This is a genomic window from Aestuariimicrobium soli, assembly GCF_051192575.1.
Lineage (GTDB): Bacteria > Actinomycetota > Actinomycetes > Propionibacteriales > Propionibacteriaceae > Aestuariimicrobium > Aestuariimicrobium soli.
In genome coordinates, this window is record NZ_JBPJSQ010000004.1 from 93,554 (window position 1) to 112,739 (window position 19,186).

Here is a 19,186-nt window from a genome sequence, read left to right on the forward strand (position 1 = left end):
ATCTCAGCAGGCCGTGCAGCTGACGGTGGTCAGCTGACCCGGTCGGCCAGAATCTGGTCGCGCAGCTCGCGCCGCTTGCGCTGCTCGTCGGGGTCGGGCACGGGCACCGCGGCCAGCAGGCGCTGGGTGTACTCGTGCTGCGGACGACGGACGATCTCGGCCGTCGGCCCCACCTCAACGAGATGCCCGTGGCGCATCACGGCGATGCGCTTGGAGAGCATCTCGACCACGGCGAGGTCGTGGCTGATGAACAGGCAGGCGAAGCCGTACTGCGCCTGCAGGTCCTGGAACAGCTTCAGCACGGTGGCCTGCACCGACACGTCGAGGGCCGAGGTCGGCTCGTCCGCGATCAGCAGCTTCGGCTGCAGCGCGAGCGCACGGGCGATGCCGATGCGCTGGCGCTGGCCACCCGACAGCTCGTGCGGGTAGCGGTTGCGCATGGCGCGGGGCAGCTGCACGCTGTCGAGCAGTGCTTCCACGCGCTTCGACAGCGCCTGGCCCTTCAGCCCCTCGTGCAGCAGCATCGGCTCGCCGATGGACTCACCCACGGGCAGACGCGGGTTCAGCGAGGAACCCGGGTCTTGGAAGACGATGCCGACCTCCTTGCGGAAGGGCGACAACTCCTTGTTGGTGGCCTTGGTGATGTCGCGACCGGCCACGGTGAGCTTGCCCTCGACGGCCGGCAGCAGGGCGACGGCGGCTCGTCCGATGGTGGTCTTGCCGGAGCCCGACTCGCCCACCAGACCGACGACCTCACCCGGGTCGACGCGCAGGTTGATGTGGTGCGCGGCCCGGAAGGCGGGCTGACGCCCCTGCTTCGGGTATTCGATCGCCACGTCCTCCATCAGCAGGGCGGGGGTCACGTCGGCCGGACCCTCGGTCAGCGGGATGGAGTTGTCACCCACCTTCACCAAGGTGCGCGTGGTCAGCTCGGACGCCTCGTGGGCCTCGATCGCCTCTTCGTTGATCGAGCCCAGGTGCGGCACCGACGCCAGCAGCTGCCGGGTGTAGGGGTGCTGCGGATCGCTGAAGATCTGCTTCGACGAGCCGTGCTCGACGACGGCGCCATCCTTCATCACGATGATGTTGTCGGCCATGTCGGCGACCACACCCATGTCGTGGGTGATCAGGATGATGCCGGCGTCGACCCGCTCGCGCAGGTCGCGCATCAGCTTCAGGATCTCGGCCTGCACCGTCACGTCGAGGGCGGTGGTGGGCTCGTCGGCGACCAGCAGCTTCGGCTCGCACGACAGCGCCTGGGCGATCATGATGCGCTGACGCTGACCACCCGAGAGCTGGTGCGGGAAGTTGTCGTAGCGACGCTCCGGCTCGGGGATCTCGACCAGGCGCATCAGTTCCAGCGCCCGCTCCTTGGCCTGGGCCGGGCTCATCACGAAGTGCGCCCGCAGGGTCTCCGCGATCTGGAAGCCCACGGTGTACAGCGGGTTGAGCGCCGTCATCGGCTCCTGGAAGATCACCGCGATCTCGCGGCCGCGGATGCGGCGCAGCTTCTCGGGGGTGATGCCGATCAGCTCGGTGCCCCGCAGCTTCGCCGAGCCCGAGGCTCGTCCGTTGCGGGGGAGCAGACCCAACAGCGACATCGACGACTGAGTCTTGCCAGAACCGGACTCGCCCACGATCGCCAGCACCTCGCCGGCCTTCAGCTGGTAGTTGAGCCCCTTGGCGGCGGCGAACCAGTCGCCGTTCACCCAGAAGTTCACGCTCAGGTTGTTGACGTCGAGAATGACGTCGCCCTTCTTCACCGGGGCGGCGGCCGACCGGTCGCCGCGCGAGCGCTTGCTCGACGCCGCGGTGCCGCGGTCGTGCTCGCCGTGCGCCGAGTCGTCTGACGAGAACTCGTCCTTGGCGTGGCGGGGCTCCTCGGTCGCGGTGTCGTCGGCGATCGCTCCACCGTGCTTCACGTCGTCGTTCACTTCGACGCCTCCTTCGAGGTCTGTGCGGAGGCTGCCTTGGCGGCGGCCTTGTCCATCTGCCGCTGGCTGGGCACCTTCTTCGTCCGCGGGTCGAACGCGTCGCGCAGACCGTCACCGATGAAGTTGACACTCAGCGCCACCAGCACGATGAACACACCGGGCCACCAGAACAGCCACGGGCGGGTGTCGAACGCGGTCTGGTTCTGGCTGATCAGCTGGCCGAGCGAGACCGACGGGTAGCTGATGCCGAAGCCCAGGAACGACAGCGCGGTCTCGAGCACCACCGAGGCGGCCATCAGCAGCGAGACGTTCACGATGATGACGCCCATGGTGTTGGGCAGGATGTGCTTGGTGATGATGCGGAAGTCGCTCGCCCCGGCCACGCGGGCCGAGTCGACGAACTCGCGTTCACGCAGGCTCAGGAACTCCGAGCGGACGAGTCGCGCCAGGCCGGTCCACAGGATCAGGCCCAGGGCGATGGCCAGCTCGACGGGCATCCACCGGTCGAGCATGCCCTTGGTCTGGTCGGACCAGCCCCACTTGGTGGGCAGCACGGTGATCAGGCGGCCCAGCACGGCGCCCAGCACGATGACCGGCAGGGTGATCACCAGGTCGGTGAGGCGCATCAGCACGTTGTCGACCCAGCCGCGGTAGTAGCCGGCCAGTGCACCGATGGTGGTGCCCACGATCAGCACCACGACGCTCAGCACGACCATGACGATCAGCGAGGTCTGGATGCCCAGCATGACGTTGGCGAAGTTGTCGCGGCCGATGGTGTCCTGACCGAACGGGTACTGCCCGATCATGAACCCCTCGCCGCCCAGCCAACGGGGCAGGTGCAGGGTGGGGGCGCCGCCGTTCTGCGGCGTGTGCGGGTTCTGCGGGTCCTGTTCCCACCACAGGCCGGGGATCGGCCCGATGCCCATGGTGATCAGGCTGAGCAGCGCGATCAGGGCGATGGTGATCATGCCGAACAGGGCGCCAGCGTGCCGGATGAACCGGCGGAACACGATGGTGCCCTGCGAGAGGCCGGCGACCTCCTGGGACTCGCCGACACCCTCGCCGCGGCCGTGGGCCTCGTCGAAGGATTCGGTCTCGGACACCGTGCCGGCGCTGAGCCCGCCTTGGGCGCGCTCGTTCTCGAGGTCGTCGAGGTTGGGATTGTTCGTCATGCGTTCACCCGGATTCGTGGGTCGAGAAGGGCGTAGAGCAGGTCGGCCAGCAGGTTCGCGACCATCGCCAGGCCACCGGTGATCATCACGTAGATCATCACGGGATCGGCCTCGGAGCCGCGCAGGCCGTCGATGAACATGCGACCCATGCCGCGCCAGCCGAAGATGGTCTCGGTGATCACCGCGCCACCGATCATGGCGATGAAGTCGGGCGGCACGATCGAGGCCAGCGGCATCAGCGCGTTGCGCAGGGCGTGGCGCACGATGACGACGCGCTCGGGAAGGCCCTTCGACCGGGCGGTGCGAATGTAGTCCTGACCGAGCACCTCGAGCATGGCGCCGCGCTCGTAGCGCACGTAGCCGGCGAACGAGATCATCACCAGGGCGATGGTGGGCAGCACCAGGTGGGTGATCTTGTCGATCGACATGATCCAGTAGTCACCGGTGAGGTTGGGGGTGCTGGTGTTCATCGTCGGGATCGGACGACCGCCGAGCTTGCTGAAGTACACCGGGTAGTTCCACATCAGCTGGTCGATCCAGACGGCGACCGACATGATCAGGGCGACCAGCATGCCGCCGCGCACCGAGACACCGCGGTCGGGGCCACCCCACAGGAAGCCGATCGCGGCACCGATGACCAGGGCGATCAGCAGCAGCACCCAGAGGATGCCGTCGTTGATCTCGAACTGGTCGAAGAACTGGCGCAGGCCCAGGTAGGTGACCACACCGACGACAGCCGTCGTCAGGGCCGAGTAGAGGGCGCGACGGTTGTGCATGCCGGCGAACAGGGCGGTGAACCCGAAGGCCGCGGCCAGGCCGATGATGGCGATGCCGAGGGGGCCGAGCTGGGGCTCGTTGATCCAGTTGGTGCCCATGATCAGCAGTAGCGCGGCGAGGGCGGCGGCGAAGCCGATCGCGAAGGTGATCAGCTTGCGGCGCGTGTTGCCGCCCAGCACGCCGGCCCAGAACAGGCCGGACAGCACGGACAGCCCGATCGCCAGTGGCCACATGATGTGAGGTTTCGCGAGGTAGTCGTTCAGTCCGATGGCCAGGAACTGCTTCAGCAGCACGGCCACCCAGAAGACGGGCAGCGAGTAGAGCACGAACGAGACGAACGTGATCGCGTAGTCAAAGCTGGTGTACTGGCGCAGTGCCGAGATCACGCCGATGGTGACGCCGATCAGCAGCGCGAGCACGGTGGCGGCGAAGACCAGCTGCACCGACGTCTTCACGGCTCCGGGAAGGATGTCCTTCACGTGCTGCTGGGTGCGCCAGGCCATGCCGAAGTCGCCCTGGACGACGTTGTACAGCCAGCTCGCGTAGCGCCGGTACCAGGGCCAGTCCAGGTGCAGGGCGCGAATGCGGCCGTTGATGAGGTCCTGCTTGTTCAGTGCGGTCGAGATGCGCAGGTCGTCCAGGGGATCCATGGCGATGCTGAGCAGCCCGTACATCATCACTGACAAGACCAACAGCAGCCCGAGCGCCGTCAGCAGGCGTCGAGCGAGGAATCGAATCATCGGTGAGCGGTCCTTTGTGTCGCGGACGCCCCGAGGTCATCCACCGGGCAGCCTGAGGCATGCCCACCAGATGGACAGGGCGTGTGAGCGACCCCACACCATGGCAGGCGTATCCGTCAAGCCGAGTCGCGAGTGCCACCCGGGGGTCCGGGTCGGCTCGCGGCGGGTGACGGGCCCTCGTCCGCGGGTGGTGGGGTCAACTGCACTGTGGCAGGGAAGTGTTTCAGGAACATGACAGCGGGGCGCCCCAGGGGAGCGCCCCGCTGCCGTGGCATGTCAGAGGTGGGTCAGGCCCAGCTCAATCAGCCGACCAGCTCCCACTCCCAGATGTTCCAGAAGTAGTAGGGAACGAAGGCCATCTGCGACACGTTCTTGACCTTGGTCTTGTCGTACGCATCGATGCCGGGGTGCTGGAAGAGGACGGTGCCGAAGGCGTCGTCCACGAGCTGCTTCTCGATCTTGATGTTCAGCTCGTCCTGCTTCGCCTTGTCGGTCATCTTGTTCATCTCGGCGTACATCGTGCCGACCGACGCGTTGTCATAGTTGCCGTAGTTGTTCTGACCCTTGGGGACGAAGTTGGCGGCAGCTCCGGTGACGGCGTCGTTGTTCGAGGCCCAGGCGAAGAGCGAGGCATCGTAGGTGTTGGGCTGGTCGAGCTTGTTCGACCAGTCGTCGTCACCAGCGTTGATGACCTCGATGCCGGCCTGCTTCGCCGAAGCGGCGATCAGGGCGTACTCCTGCTGACGGCGGGGGTTCGACTTGGCGTACATCAGGCGAACCTTGACGTTCGAGGCACCGGCCTCGGTCAGCAGCGACTTGGCCTTCTCGATGTCGACCTTGCCGTAGGCCGCGGCGAGCCCGTTGCCGGCGACGGTGGCGTCGTAGGCCTCGGTGCCGGGGGTCACGTTGAACGAGTCACGCGTGGTGGCCTCGGGGTTCAGCGGCTTGATCAGGGTGTCGACGATCTGCTGACGCGGGATGGTCAGCAGGAACGCCTGGCGAACCTTCTTGGCCTTCTCGGCGTCGCCGCCGTACTTGGCCGGGTCGAAGGGGCCACCGTTCTTCATCTGCAGGTCGACGTGCTCGTAGGTGGCGGTCTCACCCTGCAGCACCTCGATCTTGTCGTTGCCCTGCAGCGACTTCAGCAGGTCGGCGGTCGCCTGCGGCTCGATGACAGCGACCTCACCGTTCTTGAGGGCCTGCGCCGAAGCGGTCGGATCCTCGTTGTAGACGACGGTGATGTCCTTGATCTTCGGCTTGCGGTTGCCCTTGTACTCCGGGTTCGCGGTCATGGTGAGGGACTGCTTGTCCTTCATGTCCTTGATCACGTAGGGGCCGTTGGTGACCAGCAGGTCCTTGTCGGTGGGCATCGCCGTGAAGTTGTAGGCGGTGTTCCACATGTCGGCGATCTTGGCCAGGGCGGTCTTGTCCTTGTCCTGGAACGCCTTGGTGACCGCGTCACAGCCGGCCTGGTCGTCGGCAGCGCCGAGGGCCTTCTTGCCGATGATGTGGGCGGGGATGCCGGCGGCGTTCGAGAACAGCGCGTACTCCCAGTCGCCGTAGACCGACGAGTACTTGTAGGTGACCGACTTGCCGTCATCACCGATCTCGGGGAAGTCCTTCACGAGCTTCCAGGCCTCGGACGAAGCGTCGAAGTAGACGCCGCCCTTCTGGTCGACCTTGCCGGTGTCGGGGTTCGACTCGCCCTCGGAGGTGTTGAAGAGGGTGGAGTTCGCGCCGTAGGCGAGGATCAGGTCACAGGCCTGAACCGGGACGCCGTCCGACCAGGTGGCGGTGTCCTTCAGGGTCTCCTTGACCGTGAGGGGGGAGTCGCTGGTCTTCTCGTAGGTGGCGAACGAGTCGTCCTTCACCTTGGCGAGGTCCTTGTCGTAGTACCAAGCGGCCGAGCCGGTCGAGTAGGTGATCAGCGAGTTGGTCACGTTGTTGCCGAAGCCGGTCGACGAGTTCAGCGAGTAGAAGTACTGGTTCCACAGCACGGTCAGCGCGCCGGTGGCCTCGCCGCCGGTGCCGGTGCTGCCCGAAGCAGTGGTGCTGGACGTGGCCGACGCGCCCGTGCTCGGGTCGTTCGTCTTCCGTTCCGGGGCGGAGCAGGCGCTTGCCGTGAGCGCAGCGGCACACAGCAGGGCGGCGGCTCCGATGAGCTTCTTGCTCAAGGTTCCTCCAAGGGTGAGGCCGTGGATCGGCGCCGTGCGCAGGCAGGGCAGTCGTCCAAGGTCGTTGTTGGTGACAGTGAAGCTAGTAGCCAAAGCGGTCGAACGGCACCCCCGGGCCGCCTCGGACGAGGGATCGTTACCCAGTTGCAACAGAAGGTGAATGGCCGGTCACGGCGAGGGGCTGGGCGGTGGCGATGTGGGGAATGGCCGGGGTGAAGGTATGCTGCCAAGGCGTTGCTCCATGCGCGGAATCGTCGCGCGCCCAGGTCATCCGGTCTGGTGCCCGATCCCGCGCGGAGCAGTCACACGATCTAGACCAGCAGACCCCAACGAGTGGAGTGGGCCCGGATGCTTTCCGCCTTCGTCAACGCGTTCAGGACGGCGGATCTTCGCAAGAGGATCCTGTTCAGCCTGTTCATCCTGGCCATCTTCCGACTCGGTTCGGTGGTGCCGGTGCCGAACGTCAACATGACGCGCATCGACGAGTGCCGCCAGTTGGCCGAGACCGGCGCCCAGGCTGGCCTGTACTCGCTGATCAACCTGTTCTCGGGTGGCGCGCTGCTGCGCCTGGCCGTCTTCGCGCTCGGGATCATGCCCTACATCACGGCGTCGATCATCCTGCAGCTGCTCACCGTGGTGGTGCCGCGGCTCGAGGCCCTGAAGAAGGAGGGCGCATCGGGTCAGCAGACCATCACCCAGTACACGCGCTACCTGACGCTGGTGCTGGCCGTGCTCAACGCGACCGCGTTCGTCACCATGGCCGTCTCGGGTCAGCTGCTGCCGGGTTGTGACGGCATCGTCTACGACCAGGGCATCTTCCCCGTGGTGGTGATGGTGCTGACCATGACCGCCGGCACCGGCCTGATCATGTGGATGGGCGAGCTGATCACCGAGCGCGGCATCGGCAACGGCATGTCGGTGATGATCTTCACTCAGATCGCCGCCGCCTTCCCGACCTCGATCTGGGGCGTCAAGAACCTGCGCCCGGGCGCCCAGGGCTGGCTGATGTTCGCCGCCGTCATCGCCGTCGCGCTGATCGTCATGCTGGCGGTCATCTTCGTGGAGCAGTCGCAGCGACGCATTCCCGTGCAGTACGCCAAGCGCATGGTCGGACGACGGCTGGTCGGTGGCACCTCGACCTACATCCCGCTCAAGGTCAACCAGTCGGGCGTCATCCCGGTGATCTTCGCCTCGTCGGTGCTGTACCTGCCGGTGCTGTACTCGACCTTCCGCCCCGAGCGACCCGAGTCGCAGTGGATCGCGGCCAACTTCGTCCGCGGTGACCACTGGCTCTACAACCTGATCTTCTTCGTGCTGATCATCGCGTTCTGCTACTTCTACGTCTCGATCACGTTCAACCCCGTCGAGATCTCCGACAACATGAAGAAGTACGGCGGCTTCATCCCCGGCATCCGCGCGGGCAAGCCGACCGAGGACTACCTGGCGTTCGTCCTGTCGCGACTGACCGCCCCCGGATCGCTGTACCTGGCGGTCATCTCGCTGATCCCGACGCTGGCTTTCGTGCTGATGAAGGCCACCCAGTCGATGCCGTTCGGCGGCACCAGCATTCTGATCATCGTCGGCGTCGCCCTCGACACGGTGAAGCAGATCGAGAGCAAGCTGCAACAGCACAACTACGAAGGATTCCTCAAGTGAGACTGCTGATCGTGGGCGCCCCCGGCGCCGGCAAGGGCACCCAGGCCACCCGCATCGCCGAGCACGTGGGCGTGCCCGCGATCTCGACCGGCGCGATCTTCCGCGGCGAGATGGCCTCGGGTTCGGAGCTCGGGCTGAAGGTCAAGCAGATCATGGACTCCGGCGAGCTGGTCTCGGACGAGATCACCGACGCCATCGTCGCCAACCGCCTCAAGGCCGACGACGTCGCCAAGGGCTGGCTACTCGATGGCTACCCGCGCAAGCTCTCGCAGGTCGAGGCGCTCGACGGCATGCTGGCCGAGGGTGACGACCTGCTCGACGCCGTGATCTCGCTCGTGGTCGACCCCGAGGAGTTGATCTCGCGTCTGCTCGACCGGGCGCAGACCGACGGACGCTCCGACGACAACGAGGAGACCATCCGCACGCGCATGCAGGTCTACACCGAGCAGACCGAGCCGTTGCTGGCGGTCTACCGCGAGCGCGGGCTGCTCGAGGAGATCGACGGCATGGGCAGCGTCGACGAGGTCTCGGCGCGCATCTTCCGCGTGCTCGACGAGCTGGCCGGCGCCTGAGCCATGGTCTTCCGGCGCCCCGTCTTCGAACGCAAGACCCCCGAGCAGCTGAAGCTGATGCGGCGGGCCGGGCTGGTCGTCGACGAGGTGCTGCGCACCCTGGCCGTCGAGGCGAAGGCGGGCGTGACCACGGGCTCGCTCGACGCGATCGCCCGCGAGATCCTGGCCGCGCGCGGCGCGCGCTCGAACTTTCTCGGTTACGGGGCCGACTGGGGCATTCAGCCGTTCCCGGGAGTGGCCTGCATCTCGGTCAACGAGGAGGTCGTGCACGGCATCCCTGGTGAGCGGGTGCTCACCGACGGCGACATCGTCTCGTGTGACTTCGGGGCGATCATCGAGGGCTGGCACGGCGATGCGGCGCGCACCTTCCTGATCGGCGAGGTGGCCCCCGAGGTCGCCGAACTGTCGCGGGTGACCGAGGAGGCCATGTGGGCCGGCATCGGTGCCACCCGGGTGGGCGCCAGGATCGGTGACGTCTCGGCCGCGGTCGAGGCCTCGACCTCGTCGCACCCGCGCGACTACGGCATTCTGCGCGACATCACCGGCCACGGCATCGGGTCACAGATGCACATGTACCCCGACGTTCCCAACCACGGACGAGCCGGCCGCGGCCCCGTGCTGGCCGAGGGGCATGCCATCTGCATCGAGCCGATGGTCACGCTCGGCGGCGGCGACTGGACCGAGCTCGACGACGACTGGACGATCGTCACCTGCGACTCGTCGTGGGCGTCGCACTGGGAGAACACGGTGGCCCCGACGGCGGGCGGCGTGTGGGTGCTGACCCTCGAGGACGGCGGCGAGGCCGAACTCACCAAGCGCGGGATTCCCTTCGGGCCGCTGGCCGACTGAGGCTGGGGCTCGTCCGCGGGCCTGCTGCAGGGCGATGGTGCGACGAACGCTGCACTCGATCGCACTTTTGGCCGGGAATCGCTGTATTTGGCCATCGACAGCAGCGTTCGTCGCATGATGGCGACATGGATGAGTTGTTCGACCCGTGGGGCCTCGTGGTCGTGGCCCGGCACCCCGAGCACCGGGACCGGATCTTTCGCGCTGCCACAACCGGAGACCTGGTGCGGGTGCTGCCCGGGGTGTACCGCCGGGCGAACGAGCCCGAGACGGTGCACCATCGGGTCGGTGCGGTGCTGGCGAGGTCACCCCGCGCGGTCTTCACCCATGAGACCGCCGCCGGTCTCTCGTGGTGGCCGGGGCTGCTGTCGCCGCAGGTGAGTGCCACCGGCGTCGCGGCCCGCGCCGACTGGTTGACGACGAGCCGGCGGGTCGTCCCGGACGCGTGGGTGGTGACCCGTCGACGCCTGTCCGACGGACGCCGGCTGCCCTCGGGGATCAGGCTCACGCATCCGGCGTTGACGGCTCTGGACCTGACCGAGTCGCTCGGGGGTGAGGCGTTGGACGAGTGCCTCCGCGGCTCCCGGGCCACGCTTGACGAACTGAGGCGGGCCCTCGCCGCGGAGCCGGGACGCCCGGGGCGGCTCGCCAAGCGTCGCCTGCTCGAGGAGTCGCGGGACGAGCCCTGGTCGGCCATGGAACGCGAAGGGCACCGCCGGCTGCACGCGGCGGGCATCACGGGCTGGATCGCCAACCATGCCATCTGGCACGGGCAGGAGCGCTACGTCATCGACGTCGCCTTCCGGGGTGCCCGGATCGCGGTGGAACTCGACAGCTGGACGCATCACCAGTCGCGACAGGCGTTCGTGGTCGACCGCGTGAAGCAGAACGCGCTCGCTCTCGAGGGGTGGACCCTGCTGCGGTTCACCTGGGGAACGCTGGACGACCTGGTGCCCCAGGTGACCCGGCTGCTGAAGCGGCGCGGGGGTTCGTCCGGTGTGGCGCGGAGCTGACTGCGACGAACGCTGCGCTCGATCACCCCAGCGAGCCAGAATCGGCCCACAGAGCAATCGACAGCAGCGTTCGTCGCAACTCACACCAGCAGGTGAGCCCGCCCTCCCGCGTCAGATCTTCTTCTGCCAGGCCCCGCCGACCGTGGCCACCTTGTATCCAAGGCGGTCGTTGATGGCGAGCATCCAGCGATTCTCGCCGGCGTTCCACGTGTGCACGCGCTCGGTGGTCGGCCATTCCCGGCGAAGGTAGTCGAGGTTGGCGGCCTTCATGAGCTCGCCCAGCCCGTGACCACGGTGCGACTTCAGCACGATGGTCACCTCCTGCCAGGCGACCTGCTCGATCGACGGGCGGCGGCGAATGTTGGTGTAACCCGCCAACTCGCCCGACTCCACGTGCCGCGCCGCGGTGGTGAGCCCCAGCCAGTCCTCGTAGGTGTCCTTCTCCTGCGAAGCCACGCGCTCCGCGGTCCACACCTCGTCCTCGAACTCGAGCTCACCCTTGGGAACGTCGGAACTCATCGCCACGTTGAGCAGTGCCTTCGCGGCCAGCAGGTCGTCGGGGGTCTCGTTGGTCCACTGCAGCACCTCATAGCCCTCGGGAGCCGCCGGCACCTGCACGGGGGACTCGCGCACGGTCTGCACCGAGTGCCGCTCGCACTGGGCGAGATGGAACCCCTGCTTGAGCGCGAACCGGGCGGCCGCGTCGCGACTGATCGAGAACTCGCCCTCCTTCGGATGCAGGGCGTCAGGATCGCCCGCCCCGTTGGCATGGGTGCCCCAGCTGATCAGCGTGGAGATGCCCCAGTCGCGCGCCACCTGGTGCACGGCCTCCATCATGGCCGTGGCGACGCCCTGGCGGCGGTGATCTAGGTCGACCGTGATCTCGAACCCGTCGAAGACGTGCTGGTTGTCGTGCTTGCTCTGGACCAGCAGGCAGGTGCCGATCACCCGCGCGTCGCCGGGGTCGTCGGTGGGGCGGACGATGGGCAGCCCCGACTCCTCGCCGCTCGCGAAGCGGGGGCCGGTGAGGGCGACCAGCAGGCGCTTCTTCGCATTGTCCTGATGACGCAGCGACTGGTGGTACGACTCGGGGGTCGAGTCGAAGTCGGAGTGGCCGAAGACCACGCGCCAGGCACGGTTGTCCATCTCGACCGCACCCCGCAGGAGGGCGTCGAGGCAGCCGAGCTCGGGTTCGGCGATGTCGACCAGAGCGACGTGGAAGGGCTGCGGGGCAGGCATGTCGGGCATGCCCACCAGTGTGCTGGCGCGGCTGCGCGCACGCACGCGATTTTCTTGTCGGTGGGTGTCCGTAGGGTGGGGTCATGCCTCAACCGCAGACAGCCGCCACCGATGTCATCGAGACCCTGCACGGTCACGAGATCGCCGACCCCTACCGCTGGTTGGAGGATCCGGACTCCCCGGCCACCCAGGAGTGGGTGCAGGCCCAACGTTCCTGGTGCGAGGAGGTGTTCGCATGCATTCCCGAGCGGGAGGGCTTCCGCCAGTTGCTGCGCTCGATCGTGGTGCGCGAGCGCCGCGGCACTCCCGACCGGCAGTCGGGGTGGTACCTGCGCAGCGTCAACGACGGCTCGCAGCCGCAGGACGCCGTGATCGCCAGCCGTTCGTTGGACGAGGTGCTCGACGGCTCGGCGCGGGTGCTGTTCGACCCGAGCACCTGGTCGGTCGACGGCACCACCTCGCTCGGGTCGATCTCGGTCAGCCCCGACGGCCGACTGGTCGCCCACACCGTCAGCGAGGCCGGTTCCGACTGGGCCACCGTCAAGCTGTTCGAGCTCGAGGCCTGGCAGCCTGTCGAGGGGCTCGATGTCACCGGCAAGTTCGCGTACCCCGTGTGGCTGCCCGATTCCTCGGGCTACCTGTGGATCGACCACCCCGATTCGGGCGATGCCTCGGGAACCGAGACCAAGGCGATGGGCGAGGGAGTGCTCAAGCGCCACCTGCTTGACGGGTCCGACGACCTCGAGCTGTGGCGCACGGGCGATCCCGACCTGCACGCCTGGTTCGGCCTGCACTCGGAGCCCGACGCGGGCCCGACCGACCGGCACCTGCTGGTCATCGTGGCGACGATGGGTACCGAGCGGTTGAGCGACCTGACCACCGCCGAGGTGACCGGCCACGAGGTGGGCCCGTTCGTCCCGATGTTCGGCAACCGCGACGCCTATCGCCAGCCCATCGGGCTCGACGGTGGCTCTCTGCTCGTGCTCACCAGCGAGGATGCCCCGATGGGCAGGGTCGATCGCCTCCCGCTCGGCGCGGGTGAGGCGTCCGTGGTGATTCCCGAGGGGGAGTGGCCCATCGAGGACGTCGCCCTGACGCGGGGGCACCTGCTCGTCCACACCCTCGAGGATGCGCAGCCGGTGATCCGTCGCCACTCGCTGACCAGCCGCGACCAGGGGGCAGAGGGCGACCAGGGCGTCGTCGACGTCACCGGCGGGCAGTTGATCGCGATCAGCGCCGATCGCGAGTCCGACGAGGTCTTCCTGGGCCTGTCGTCGGTCACCTCACCGCGGACGAGCCACCGCCTCGACGCCGCCACCGGCGAGGTGAGGGTGCTGCCGGGGGCCGCCGACGGCCTCGCGCCGATCGAGGTCACCACGCAGCGCCGTCGCGCCACCAGCGCCGACGGCACCCAGGTGCCCTACTTCCTGATCAGTCGCGCCGACCTCGGCTTCGACCAGCCGCGCCCCACGCTGCAGTACGGCTACGGCGGCTTCCACATCCCGATCCTGGCCGACCACCGTCCGGGTTGGGAGGGGTGGCTGCGCGCCGGGGGAGTGCTGGTGATCTGCAACCTGCGCGGCGGGTCGGAATACGGCACGGCCTGGTACGACGGGGGCCGCAAGGCGAACAAGCAGCGGGTCTTCGACGACTTCATCGCCATCGGCGAGCATCTGGTCGAGACCGGAGTGACCACGCCCTCGCAGCTGGTCAACTACGGACGATCCAACGGCGGTCTGCTGGTCGGCGCCACCCTGACGCAGCGGCCCGACCTGTGGGCGGCCAGCATTCCGCAGGTGGGGGTGCTCGACCTGCTGCGCTTCCACACCTTCACGGTGGGCAAGGGCTGGACCAGCGACTACGGCAACCCCGACCTGGCCGAGGACTTCGAGGTGGCCCTGGCCTACTCGCCACTGCACAACGTGCGGGCGGGAACCAGCTATCCGCCGACCCTGGTGGTGACCGGCGACCACGACGACCGCGTGGTGCCGGCGCACAGTCACAAGTTCACGGCCGCGTTGCAGGCCGCGCAGGCGGGCTCGGCGCCGATCGTGAGTCGCATCGAGGTGGCCACCGGTCACGGTGCCGGCAAGCCGCTGGGACTGCAGGCCGACGAGTGGGCCGACGTGCTGGCGTGGGCCGCCCACTTCGCGGGGCTCGAGGCACCCGACGGCAGCGGGCCGTCCACTGCGGCGCCCGCCGCCCGGGTCGACTGACGGGGGGTCGACTGAGGCGGGGTCGACTGGCTGAGCTCAACTGGCTCCCGTGGTGGGCCCCCGTAAGCTGGTGGGGTGAGCAACCTTCCGATCTCGTCGAAGTACCGCAGCCAGGCGAACCTGCCCGTGGACGATGCCGAGCGCGACGACCTGGTGCGGCGCCTCAACGAGGCCTACTCGGAGGGTCGGATCGACACCGACGAGTACCAGCCGCTGCTCGACCGGGTCTTCTCGGCGAGCACGCTGGGCGAACTGCTCCCGGTCGTCGAGAAGTTGCCGGTCAAGGCCACCTATCTTTCGCCCGCGATCGTGGAGCAGGGCAGCAACCGGCCGGGGCCGGGGGAGTTGACCCCCACTCGTCCGGCGTTGCGCGCGGGCATGGCGGTGATGGTCGGCGGCGGCATCGCGGCGCTTGCGCTGGTGCTCGCGATCCTGGCCGTCATCATCTTCTGAGCGTCGCCCTCATCGCCTGACCCGCGCCTCCTCTGAGCGACTCCTCTGAGCGCCTCCTTTGGGAGGGGGCTCGTCCGGGCGTCAGCCGGCGAACACCCCGATCACGGGGTCCCATGAGCGCATGGCAATGTCGACGACGAGACCCTCGCGCTGGAACGGATCGTCGGCCAACAGGGCGGTGGCGTCCTCGGCCGACGCAGCGTTGACCAGCAGCAGGGCCCCGGCCGCGGCATCGTCGGTGAAGGGTCCGCTGGCGACGAGCGAGCCCTGGTCGACGAGCCCGCGCAGGAAGGCCCGGTGCTCGGGTCGCACCTCGTCGAGCGCGTCGGGGGCATTGAGGTAGGTGTAGGTGACGATCTGCATGGTCATGTCGCTCAGGCTACCGGCGCCGACCGGCCGACTCGGGTGCCCCTCACGTTTGGGAGACTTGACCCCATGGGACAGCAGGGGTGGAACAGCGGGGGCCCGTGGCAGCGTCCCGCACAGCAACAGCCCGGACGACCCCTGCCCCAGCAGCCACACGCCCAGCAGCCGCCTCCCGGAGGCCCGCAGTTCGGGGGCCCGCGCCGCCCGGCACCCGCTGGCCACCACACCTGGGGCCAGACACAGTGGGGCGGCCACAGCAACCGGGGCGGCCAGCCCGGCTGGGGTGCCCAGCAGGCACCCCGCCCCGGCACGTGGGGGCCGCCACCGGGCCAGACCCCCTGGGGGTCACCGCAGCAGTTCCCCACACCCCAGCAGCAGCCCTACCCGGCCGGGGCTCGTCCCTACGTCTCGGGCACGGTCACCCAGTACGGACGACCGCTGGGTCAGCGCCCGCCCACCTCGGGCGGCGGGGGATCGAAGGTGGTGGTCGGCTGTCTGGCCGTCGCCATGGTGATGGCCGTCGTGGTGGTCGGGTGCTCGGCCGCCATGACCTCGCTCTCGTCCAGCACGACCACGACGCGCCCCCGGGTGACCGCGACCTACTCGCGCACGACGCCTCGTCCGACGCAGCCGCCGACGACGGCCACTCGCCCCCCGACGACCGCTCCGACCACCCCGCCACCCACCAACAAGGTGCCCCCGCCGCCGAAGGTTCCCTCGGGCAGTCCCGTGCCGCCGGGGGTGAAGTGGGAGGCGCTCCCGAAGCCCCACTCCACGCACCCCGGGTGGGTGAAGACCCAGCAGAACCCGTTCAACGCCTTCCCGATTCCGGCCGCCAGTTGCCCCGCGGTGCCGAAGAGCATCGGCTCGGGCACGGCGTTCCAGAAGCTGGCCCGAGCGCTGCTCGAGTGCGAGTACCAGCGGTGGCGCCCGATGTTCGCGGCCCAGAACCGGGCCTATGCGCGTCCGAAGGTGGTCTTCTACAACGGGTCGACCCAGAGCGCCTGCGGCAGCGTGAAGGGCTACGAGGTGTCGTTCTACTGCGCGGCCGGAACACCGACGATCTTCGTGCACAACGGGCTGCTGAAGGAGTCCAACCAGTGGTGGCACCTGCGGGTCGCCGAGACCATGGCGCACGAGTTCTTCCACCACGTGCAGTACTCCTCGGGCCTGTTCGAGGGACGAAACCTGCTGCGGCAGGAGGGGATCGACTCGCTCGAGCTCGCCCGGCGCACCGAGCTGCAGACGGCCTGCGTATCGTCCCGCATTCTGCTGGTGACCCCCAGTTTCAGGTTCACGAGAACCGACTACAACGTGATGAGGAAGTGGTTCGCCGGCGGGCAGGACGCCAAGCACGGCAACGCCCGCTCGAACACCTACTGGGGCACCCGCGGCTTCTATATGGACCGCGTGGGGGGCTGCAACACCTGGTTGGTGGGATCGGCCAGTGTCGCCTGACCTGACGCCTGCGCCAACCCCGGACGAGCTGCCCGCGAACGCTCCCGGTGGGGGATTGACGCGGATGGAATCATGGGGGCATCGACCGGCCCCGGAGGCAGCATGACGAACCAGCAGGGTGGGTGGCCTCCCCCTCAGGAGCGTCCTCCTTGGCAGGCGCCCGCGCCCCAGTCGAACCCCTGGCAGTCGAGCCCGCCGCAGGCGAACCGGCCGCAGGCGAACCCGTGGCAGGCGAACCGGCCGCAGGCGAACCCGTGGCAGGCGAACCGGCCTCAGGAGCCCACGTGGCCGCCGCCCCCGGGGCAGAATCCCTTTCCTCCCGGCGGTTCGTCGTGGTCGTCGGCTCCACCGCCCCGGCCGTACCAGCAGCCCGGTCACGTCACCCCCGCCGCGCCGCGTCCCGTCCGTGGGTCGGCCGGCAGGCCGGAGGCATCGTCCGTGCTGGTCGTTGTGTCGAACACGCTCGCCCTGGTGGTCGTGGTGGCCCTGGCGCTCGTCGGTTGGGGGTGGCTGAAGGACGACCTCGCCGGCTTCGGTGGACCGGTGGCCGTCGAGTCACCCACCCCGACCGGGCCCAACCCGACCGCGCCGACCCCGACCGCCACCCAGCCCAGCGCCACGACCCAACCCAGCGTCACGACCCAGCCCTCCACCAGCAAGCCCACCACCAACAAGCCCAGCGCCAAGCCAACCCCCGCGCCGCCGGCGGTCACCAACGCCCCACCCGCCACGGTGCCCCGGGTCGACTGGGGGCCGCTGCCGAAGCCGACCGCGACCGACTCGTGGGGCTGGCTCCTGCAACAGGGCCCGCTGAACGCCCAGAAGATCCCGACCGCGACCTGCCCGCGCCTGCCCGACCCGATCCCGTCGGGGCCAGCCTTCCGCGCGCTGGCCAACAAGCTGGTCGATTGCGAACTCGCCCGCTGGACGAAGCCGGTGGCCGACAGCGGACACACCCTCGAGCGCCCGGCCGTCACCTTCTTCAACGGCACCGTGAACAGCGAGTGCGGCAACGTGCGCAACTCCCAGGTCTCGTTCTACTGCGGCGCCGGCACGGGCACCATCTACGTGCACACCAGGGTCACCCGGGAGTCTAACGAGGGCTGGCGGCTGCGGTTGGCCGAGACGATCGTGCACGAATTCTTCCACCACGTGCAGGCCACCACCGGCATTCTCGAGGCGCGCTACCGCGTGGTGCAGGCGGGCATGAACGACGACGAGGCCAGTCGGCGCACCGAGCTGCAGGCGCTGTGCGTGAGCACCCGCATTCTGGCGACGACGCCGGCGTGGGGTTTCACCCGGCAGGACTACAACCTGATCGCCTACTCCCTGCGCCACACCCCGCAGGACGCCCAGCACGGCAGCACCACCTCGAACGACTACTGGGGCAGGCGCGGCTTCTCGATGGTGCTGGTGGGTGGCTGCAACACCTGGACCGTGCCCGCCAGCCGGGTCAGCTGACGCCGACCGGCACCCGACCGGCACCCGACAGCACCCGACCGGCAGCCTTGCCGCGTGACTAGGCTGGCCCCATGACAGCCCAGGGATTGGCCACTCGTCCGCTCGGTTCCACGCCCACCGGCGAGGGTCCGCAGGTCAGCATCGTCGGGTTGGGCGGCAACAACTTCGGCCGCCCGAACTCGGCCACCGCCACCCGCGCCGGCGCCGACGCCGTGATCGGGGCGGCCATCGACGCGGGCATCACCCTGATTGACACCGCCGACATCTACAACGCCGGTGTCTCGGAGGAACTGATCGGCCAGGTGCTCACCGGCGGCCGCCGCGAGCAGGTGGTGATCGCCACCAAGTTCGGCCACCAGCACGCCAGCGCTCCCGGCTCGGAGGGGTGGGGGCCCAAGGGTGGCGCCACCTACATCCGCAACGCCTGTGACGCCTCCCTGCGGCGGCTCGGCGTCGACGTGATCGACGTCTACCAGCTGCACACCCCCGACCCCGAGACCCCGATCCTCGAGACCCTCACCGCCCTGCACGAGCTGGTCACGGCCGGCAAGGTGCGCTTCATCGGCAGCTCGCAGTTCACGGGAGCCATGATCCGCGAGGCCGACCGCGTCGCCACCGAACACGGCCTCACCCGCTTCGTGAGCGCGCAGAACCTGTACTCCCTGCTCGAACGCGGCATCGAGGCGGACGACCTGCCGGCCATGCGTGAATGCGGGCTGGGGTTGCTGCCCTTCTTCCCGCTCGCCTCGGGGGCGCTGTCGGGCAAGTACCGCCGCGACCACACCCCGGAAGGGTCGCGACTGGCGGCTCGTCCGGAGATTCTCGAAGGCCTCGACTGGGACCGACTGGAGAGCTACCGCGCCCTCTGCGAACGGGCCGACGTGCCCATGGTCGAGGCCAGCATCGGCTGGCTGCTCGCGCAGCAGGGGGTCGCCTCGGTGATCGCCGGCGCGACCACCCCCGAGCAGGTGCGCGCCAACGCCGCCGCCGGGCGCCGCCAACTCGACCCGGCCTTCCTCGCCGAGGTCGACGCCCTCTTCTGCGTCTGACCGCTCGCCGACCCCGATTTGGGGAGTGTGCGGTGGGGGCGTAGAGTGGTGCGTCGGTCA

General features: G+C 68.7%; 15 protein-coding genes. 9 read left to right on the forward strand and 6 right to left on the reverse strand.

Annotated features, from left to right (window positions below; genetic code table 11):
* Positions 1–29 precede the first annotated feature (29 nt).
* From ACSDQ9_RS06535 to ACSDQ9_RS06550, 4 genes are all read right to left on the reverse strand, one after another.
* Positions 30–1,934, reverse strand: coding sequence for an ABC transporter ATP-binding protein (locus ACSDQ9_RS06535; RefSeq protein WP_435145164.1), 1,905 nt, complete (start codon positions 1,932–1,934; stop codon positions 30–32).
* Positions 1,931–3,106, reverse strand: coding sequence for an ABC transporter permease (locus ACSDQ9_RS06540; RefSeq protein ID WP_435145167.1), 1,176 nt, complete (start codon positions 3,104–3,106; stop codon positions 1,931–1,933). Before ACSDQ9_RS06540 ends, ACSDQ9_RS06535 begins: the two co-directional genes overlap by 4 nt.
* Complete coding sequence (locus ACSDQ9_RS06545; RefSeq protein ID WP_435145169.1) at positions 3,103–4,623, reverse strand: ABC transporter permease; 1,521 nt, start codon at positions 4,621–4,623, stop codon at positions 3,103–3,105. The genes ACSDQ9_RS06540 and ACSDQ9_RS06545 overlap by 4 nt, the downstream gene beginning before the upstream one ends.
* 302 nt (positions 4,624–4,925) lie before the next feature.
* Positions 4,926–6,797, reverse strand: coding sequence for an ABC transporter substrate-binding protein (locus ACSDQ9_RS06550; RefSeq protein WP_435145171.1), 1,872 nt, complete (start codon positions 6,795–6,797; stop codon positions 4,926–4,928).
* A 348-nt stretch (positions 6,798–7,145) separates the two neighbouring features.
* Here ACSDQ9_RS06550 and secY point away from each other — a divergent pair, with 348 nt between their 5' ends.
* The 4 genes from secY (at position 7,146) to ACSDQ9_RS06570 (ending at position 10,884) form a co-directional block, all read left to right on the forward strand.
* Positions 7,146–8,453: a preprotein translocase subunit SecY gene (gene secY / locus ACSDQ9_RS06555; protein WP_435145172.1), complete on the forward strand. Its 1,308-nt coding sequence runs from the start codon at positions 7,146–7,148 to the stop codon at positions 8,451–8,453.
* Positions 8,450–9,025 (forward strand): adenylate kinase, encoded by a 576-nt coding sequence (locus ACSDQ9_RS06560; RefSeq protein WP_435145175.1) that lies wholly within the window; start codon positions 8,450–8,452, stop codon positions 9,023–9,025. Before secY ends, ACSDQ9_RS06560 begins: the two co-directional genes overlap by 4 nt.
* Positions 9,026–9,028: 3 nt before the next feature.
* The gene (map, locus tag ACSDQ9_RS06565; RefSeq protein WP_435145178.1) at positions 9,029–9,874 is read left to right on the forward strand and encodes a type I methionyl aminopeptidase; all 846 of its coding nucleotides are present in this window, start codon (positions 9,029–9,031) and stop codon (positions 9,872–9,874) included.
* Between the two features lie 125 nt (positions 9,875–9,999).
* Positions 10,000–10,884 (forward strand): DUF559 domain-containing protein, encoded by an 885-nt coding sequence (locus ACSDQ9_RS06570; RefSeq protein WP_435145181.1) that lies wholly within the window; start codon positions 10,000–10,002, stop codon positions 10,882–10,884.
* 111 nt (positions 10,885–10,995) lie between these two features.
* Here ACSDQ9_RS06570 and ACSDQ9_RS06575 read toward each other — a convergent pair whose 3' ends face one another.
* Entirely contained in the window at positions 10,996–12,132 is a 1,137-nt protein-coding gene (locus ACSDQ9_RS06575) for a GNAT family N-acetyltransferase (RefSeq protein ID WP_435145184.1), read from the reverse strand.
* Positions 12,133–12,206: 74 nt separating this feature from the next.
* Between ACSDQ9_RS06575 and ACSDQ9_RS06580 the strand changes: the two genes are divergently transcribed.
* Together ACSDQ9_RS06580 and ACSDQ9_RS06585 are read left to right on the forward strand one after the other, a co-directional pair.
* Complete coding sequence (locus ACSDQ9_RS06580) at positions 12,207–14,339, forward strand: prolyl oligopeptidase family serine peptidase (protein ID WP_435145187.1); 2,133 nt, start codon at positions 12,207–12,209, stop codon at positions 14,337–14,339.
* A 75-nt stretch (positions 14,340–14,414) separates the two neighbouring features.
* On the forward strand, positions 14,415–14,792 hold the full coding sequence (locus ACSDQ9_RS06585; protein WP_435145189.1) for a DUF1707 SHOCT-like domain-containing protein: 378 nt from the start codon (positions 14,415–14,417) through the stop codon (positions 14,790–14,792).
* A gap of 81 nt (positions 14,793–14,873) precedes the next feature.
* Here the strand turns inward: ACSDQ9_RS06585 and ACSDQ9_RS06590 are convergent, their stop codons facing one another.
* On the reverse strand, positions 14,874–15,161 hold the full coding sequence (locus ACSDQ9_RS06590; protein WP_435145191.1) for a YciI family protein: 288 nt from the start codon (positions 15,159–15,161) through the stop codon (positions 14,874–14,876).
* A 66-nt stretch (positions 15,162–15,227) separates the two neighbouring features.
* Here ACSDQ9_RS06590 and ACSDQ9_RS06595 point away from each other — a divergent pair, with 66 nt between their 5' ends.
* The 3 genes from ACSDQ9_RS06595 to ACSDQ9_RS06605 all read left to right on the forward strand — a co-directional run bounded on the left by ACSDQ9_RS06595 (position 15,228) and on the right by ACSDQ9_RS06605 (position 19,126).
* Positions 15,228–16,616 carry a neutral zinc metallopeptidase gene (locus ACSDQ9_RS06595; protein WP_435145194.1) on the forward strand — a complete coding sequence of 463 codons (1,389 nt, stop codon included), beginning with the start codon at positions 15,228–15,230 and terminating at the stop codon, positions 16,614–16,616.
* 438 nt (positions 16,617–17,054) lie between these two features.
* On the forward strand, positions 17,055–18,077 hold the full coding sequence (locus tag ACSDQ9_RS06600; protein WP_435145196.1) for a neutral zinc metallopeptidase: 1,023 nt from the start codon (positions 17,055–17,057) through the stop codon (positions 18,075–18,077).
* 71 nt (positions 18,078–18,148) lie between these two features.
* A complete protein-coding gene (locus ACSDQ9_RS06605; protein ID WP_435145198.1) occupies positions 18,149–19,126 on the forward strand; it encodes an aldo/keto reductase in 978 nt (325 codons plus the stop codon).
* The last annotated feature ends 60 nt before the right edge of the window (positions 19,127–19,186 follow it).

Bases quoted from the DNA above. Each gene is read 5' to 3' on its own strand.
- ACSDQ9_RS06540 (WP_435145167.1), bottom strand. From the start codon at position 3,106: ATGACGAACAATCCCAACCTCGACGACCTCGAGAACGAGCGCGCCCAA.
- ACSDQ9_RS06545 (WP_435145169.1), bottom strand. From the start codon at position 4,623: ATGATTCGATTCCTCGCTCGACGCCTGCTGACGGCGCTCGGGCTGCTG.
- secY (WP_435145172.1), top strand. From the start codon at position 7,146: ATGCTTTCCGCCTTCGTCAACGCGTTCAGGACGGCGGATCTTCGCAAG.
- map (WP_435145178.1), top strand. From the start codon at position 9,029: ATGGTCTTCCGGCGCCCCGTCTTCGAACGCAAGACCCCCGAGCAGCTG.
- ACSDQ9_RS06570 (WP_435145181.1), top strand. From the start codon at position 10,000: ATGGATGAGTTGTTCGACCCGTGGGGCCTCGTGGTCGTGGCCCGGCAC.
- ACSDQ9_RS06575 (WP_435145184.1), bottom strand. From the start codon at position 12,132: ATGCCCGACATGCCTGCCCCGCAGCCCTTCCACGTCGCTCTGGTCGAC.
- ACSDQ9_RS06580 (WP_435145187.1), top strand. From the start codon at position 12,207: ATGCCTCAACCGCAGACAGCCGCCACCGATGTCATCGAGACCCTGCAC.
- ACSDQ9_RS06590 (WP_435145191.1), bottom strand. From the start codon at position 15,161: ATGACCATGCAGATCGTCACCTACACCTACCTCAATGCCCCCGACGCG.
- ACSDQ9_RS06595 (WP_435145194.1), top strand. From the start codon at position 15,228: ATGGGACAGCAGGGGTGGAACAGCGGGGGCCCGTGGCAGCGTCCCGCA.
- ACSDQ9_RS06605 (WP_435145198.1), top strand. From the start codon at position 18,149: ATGACAGCCCAGGGATTGGCCACTCGTCCGCTCGGTTCCACGCCCACC.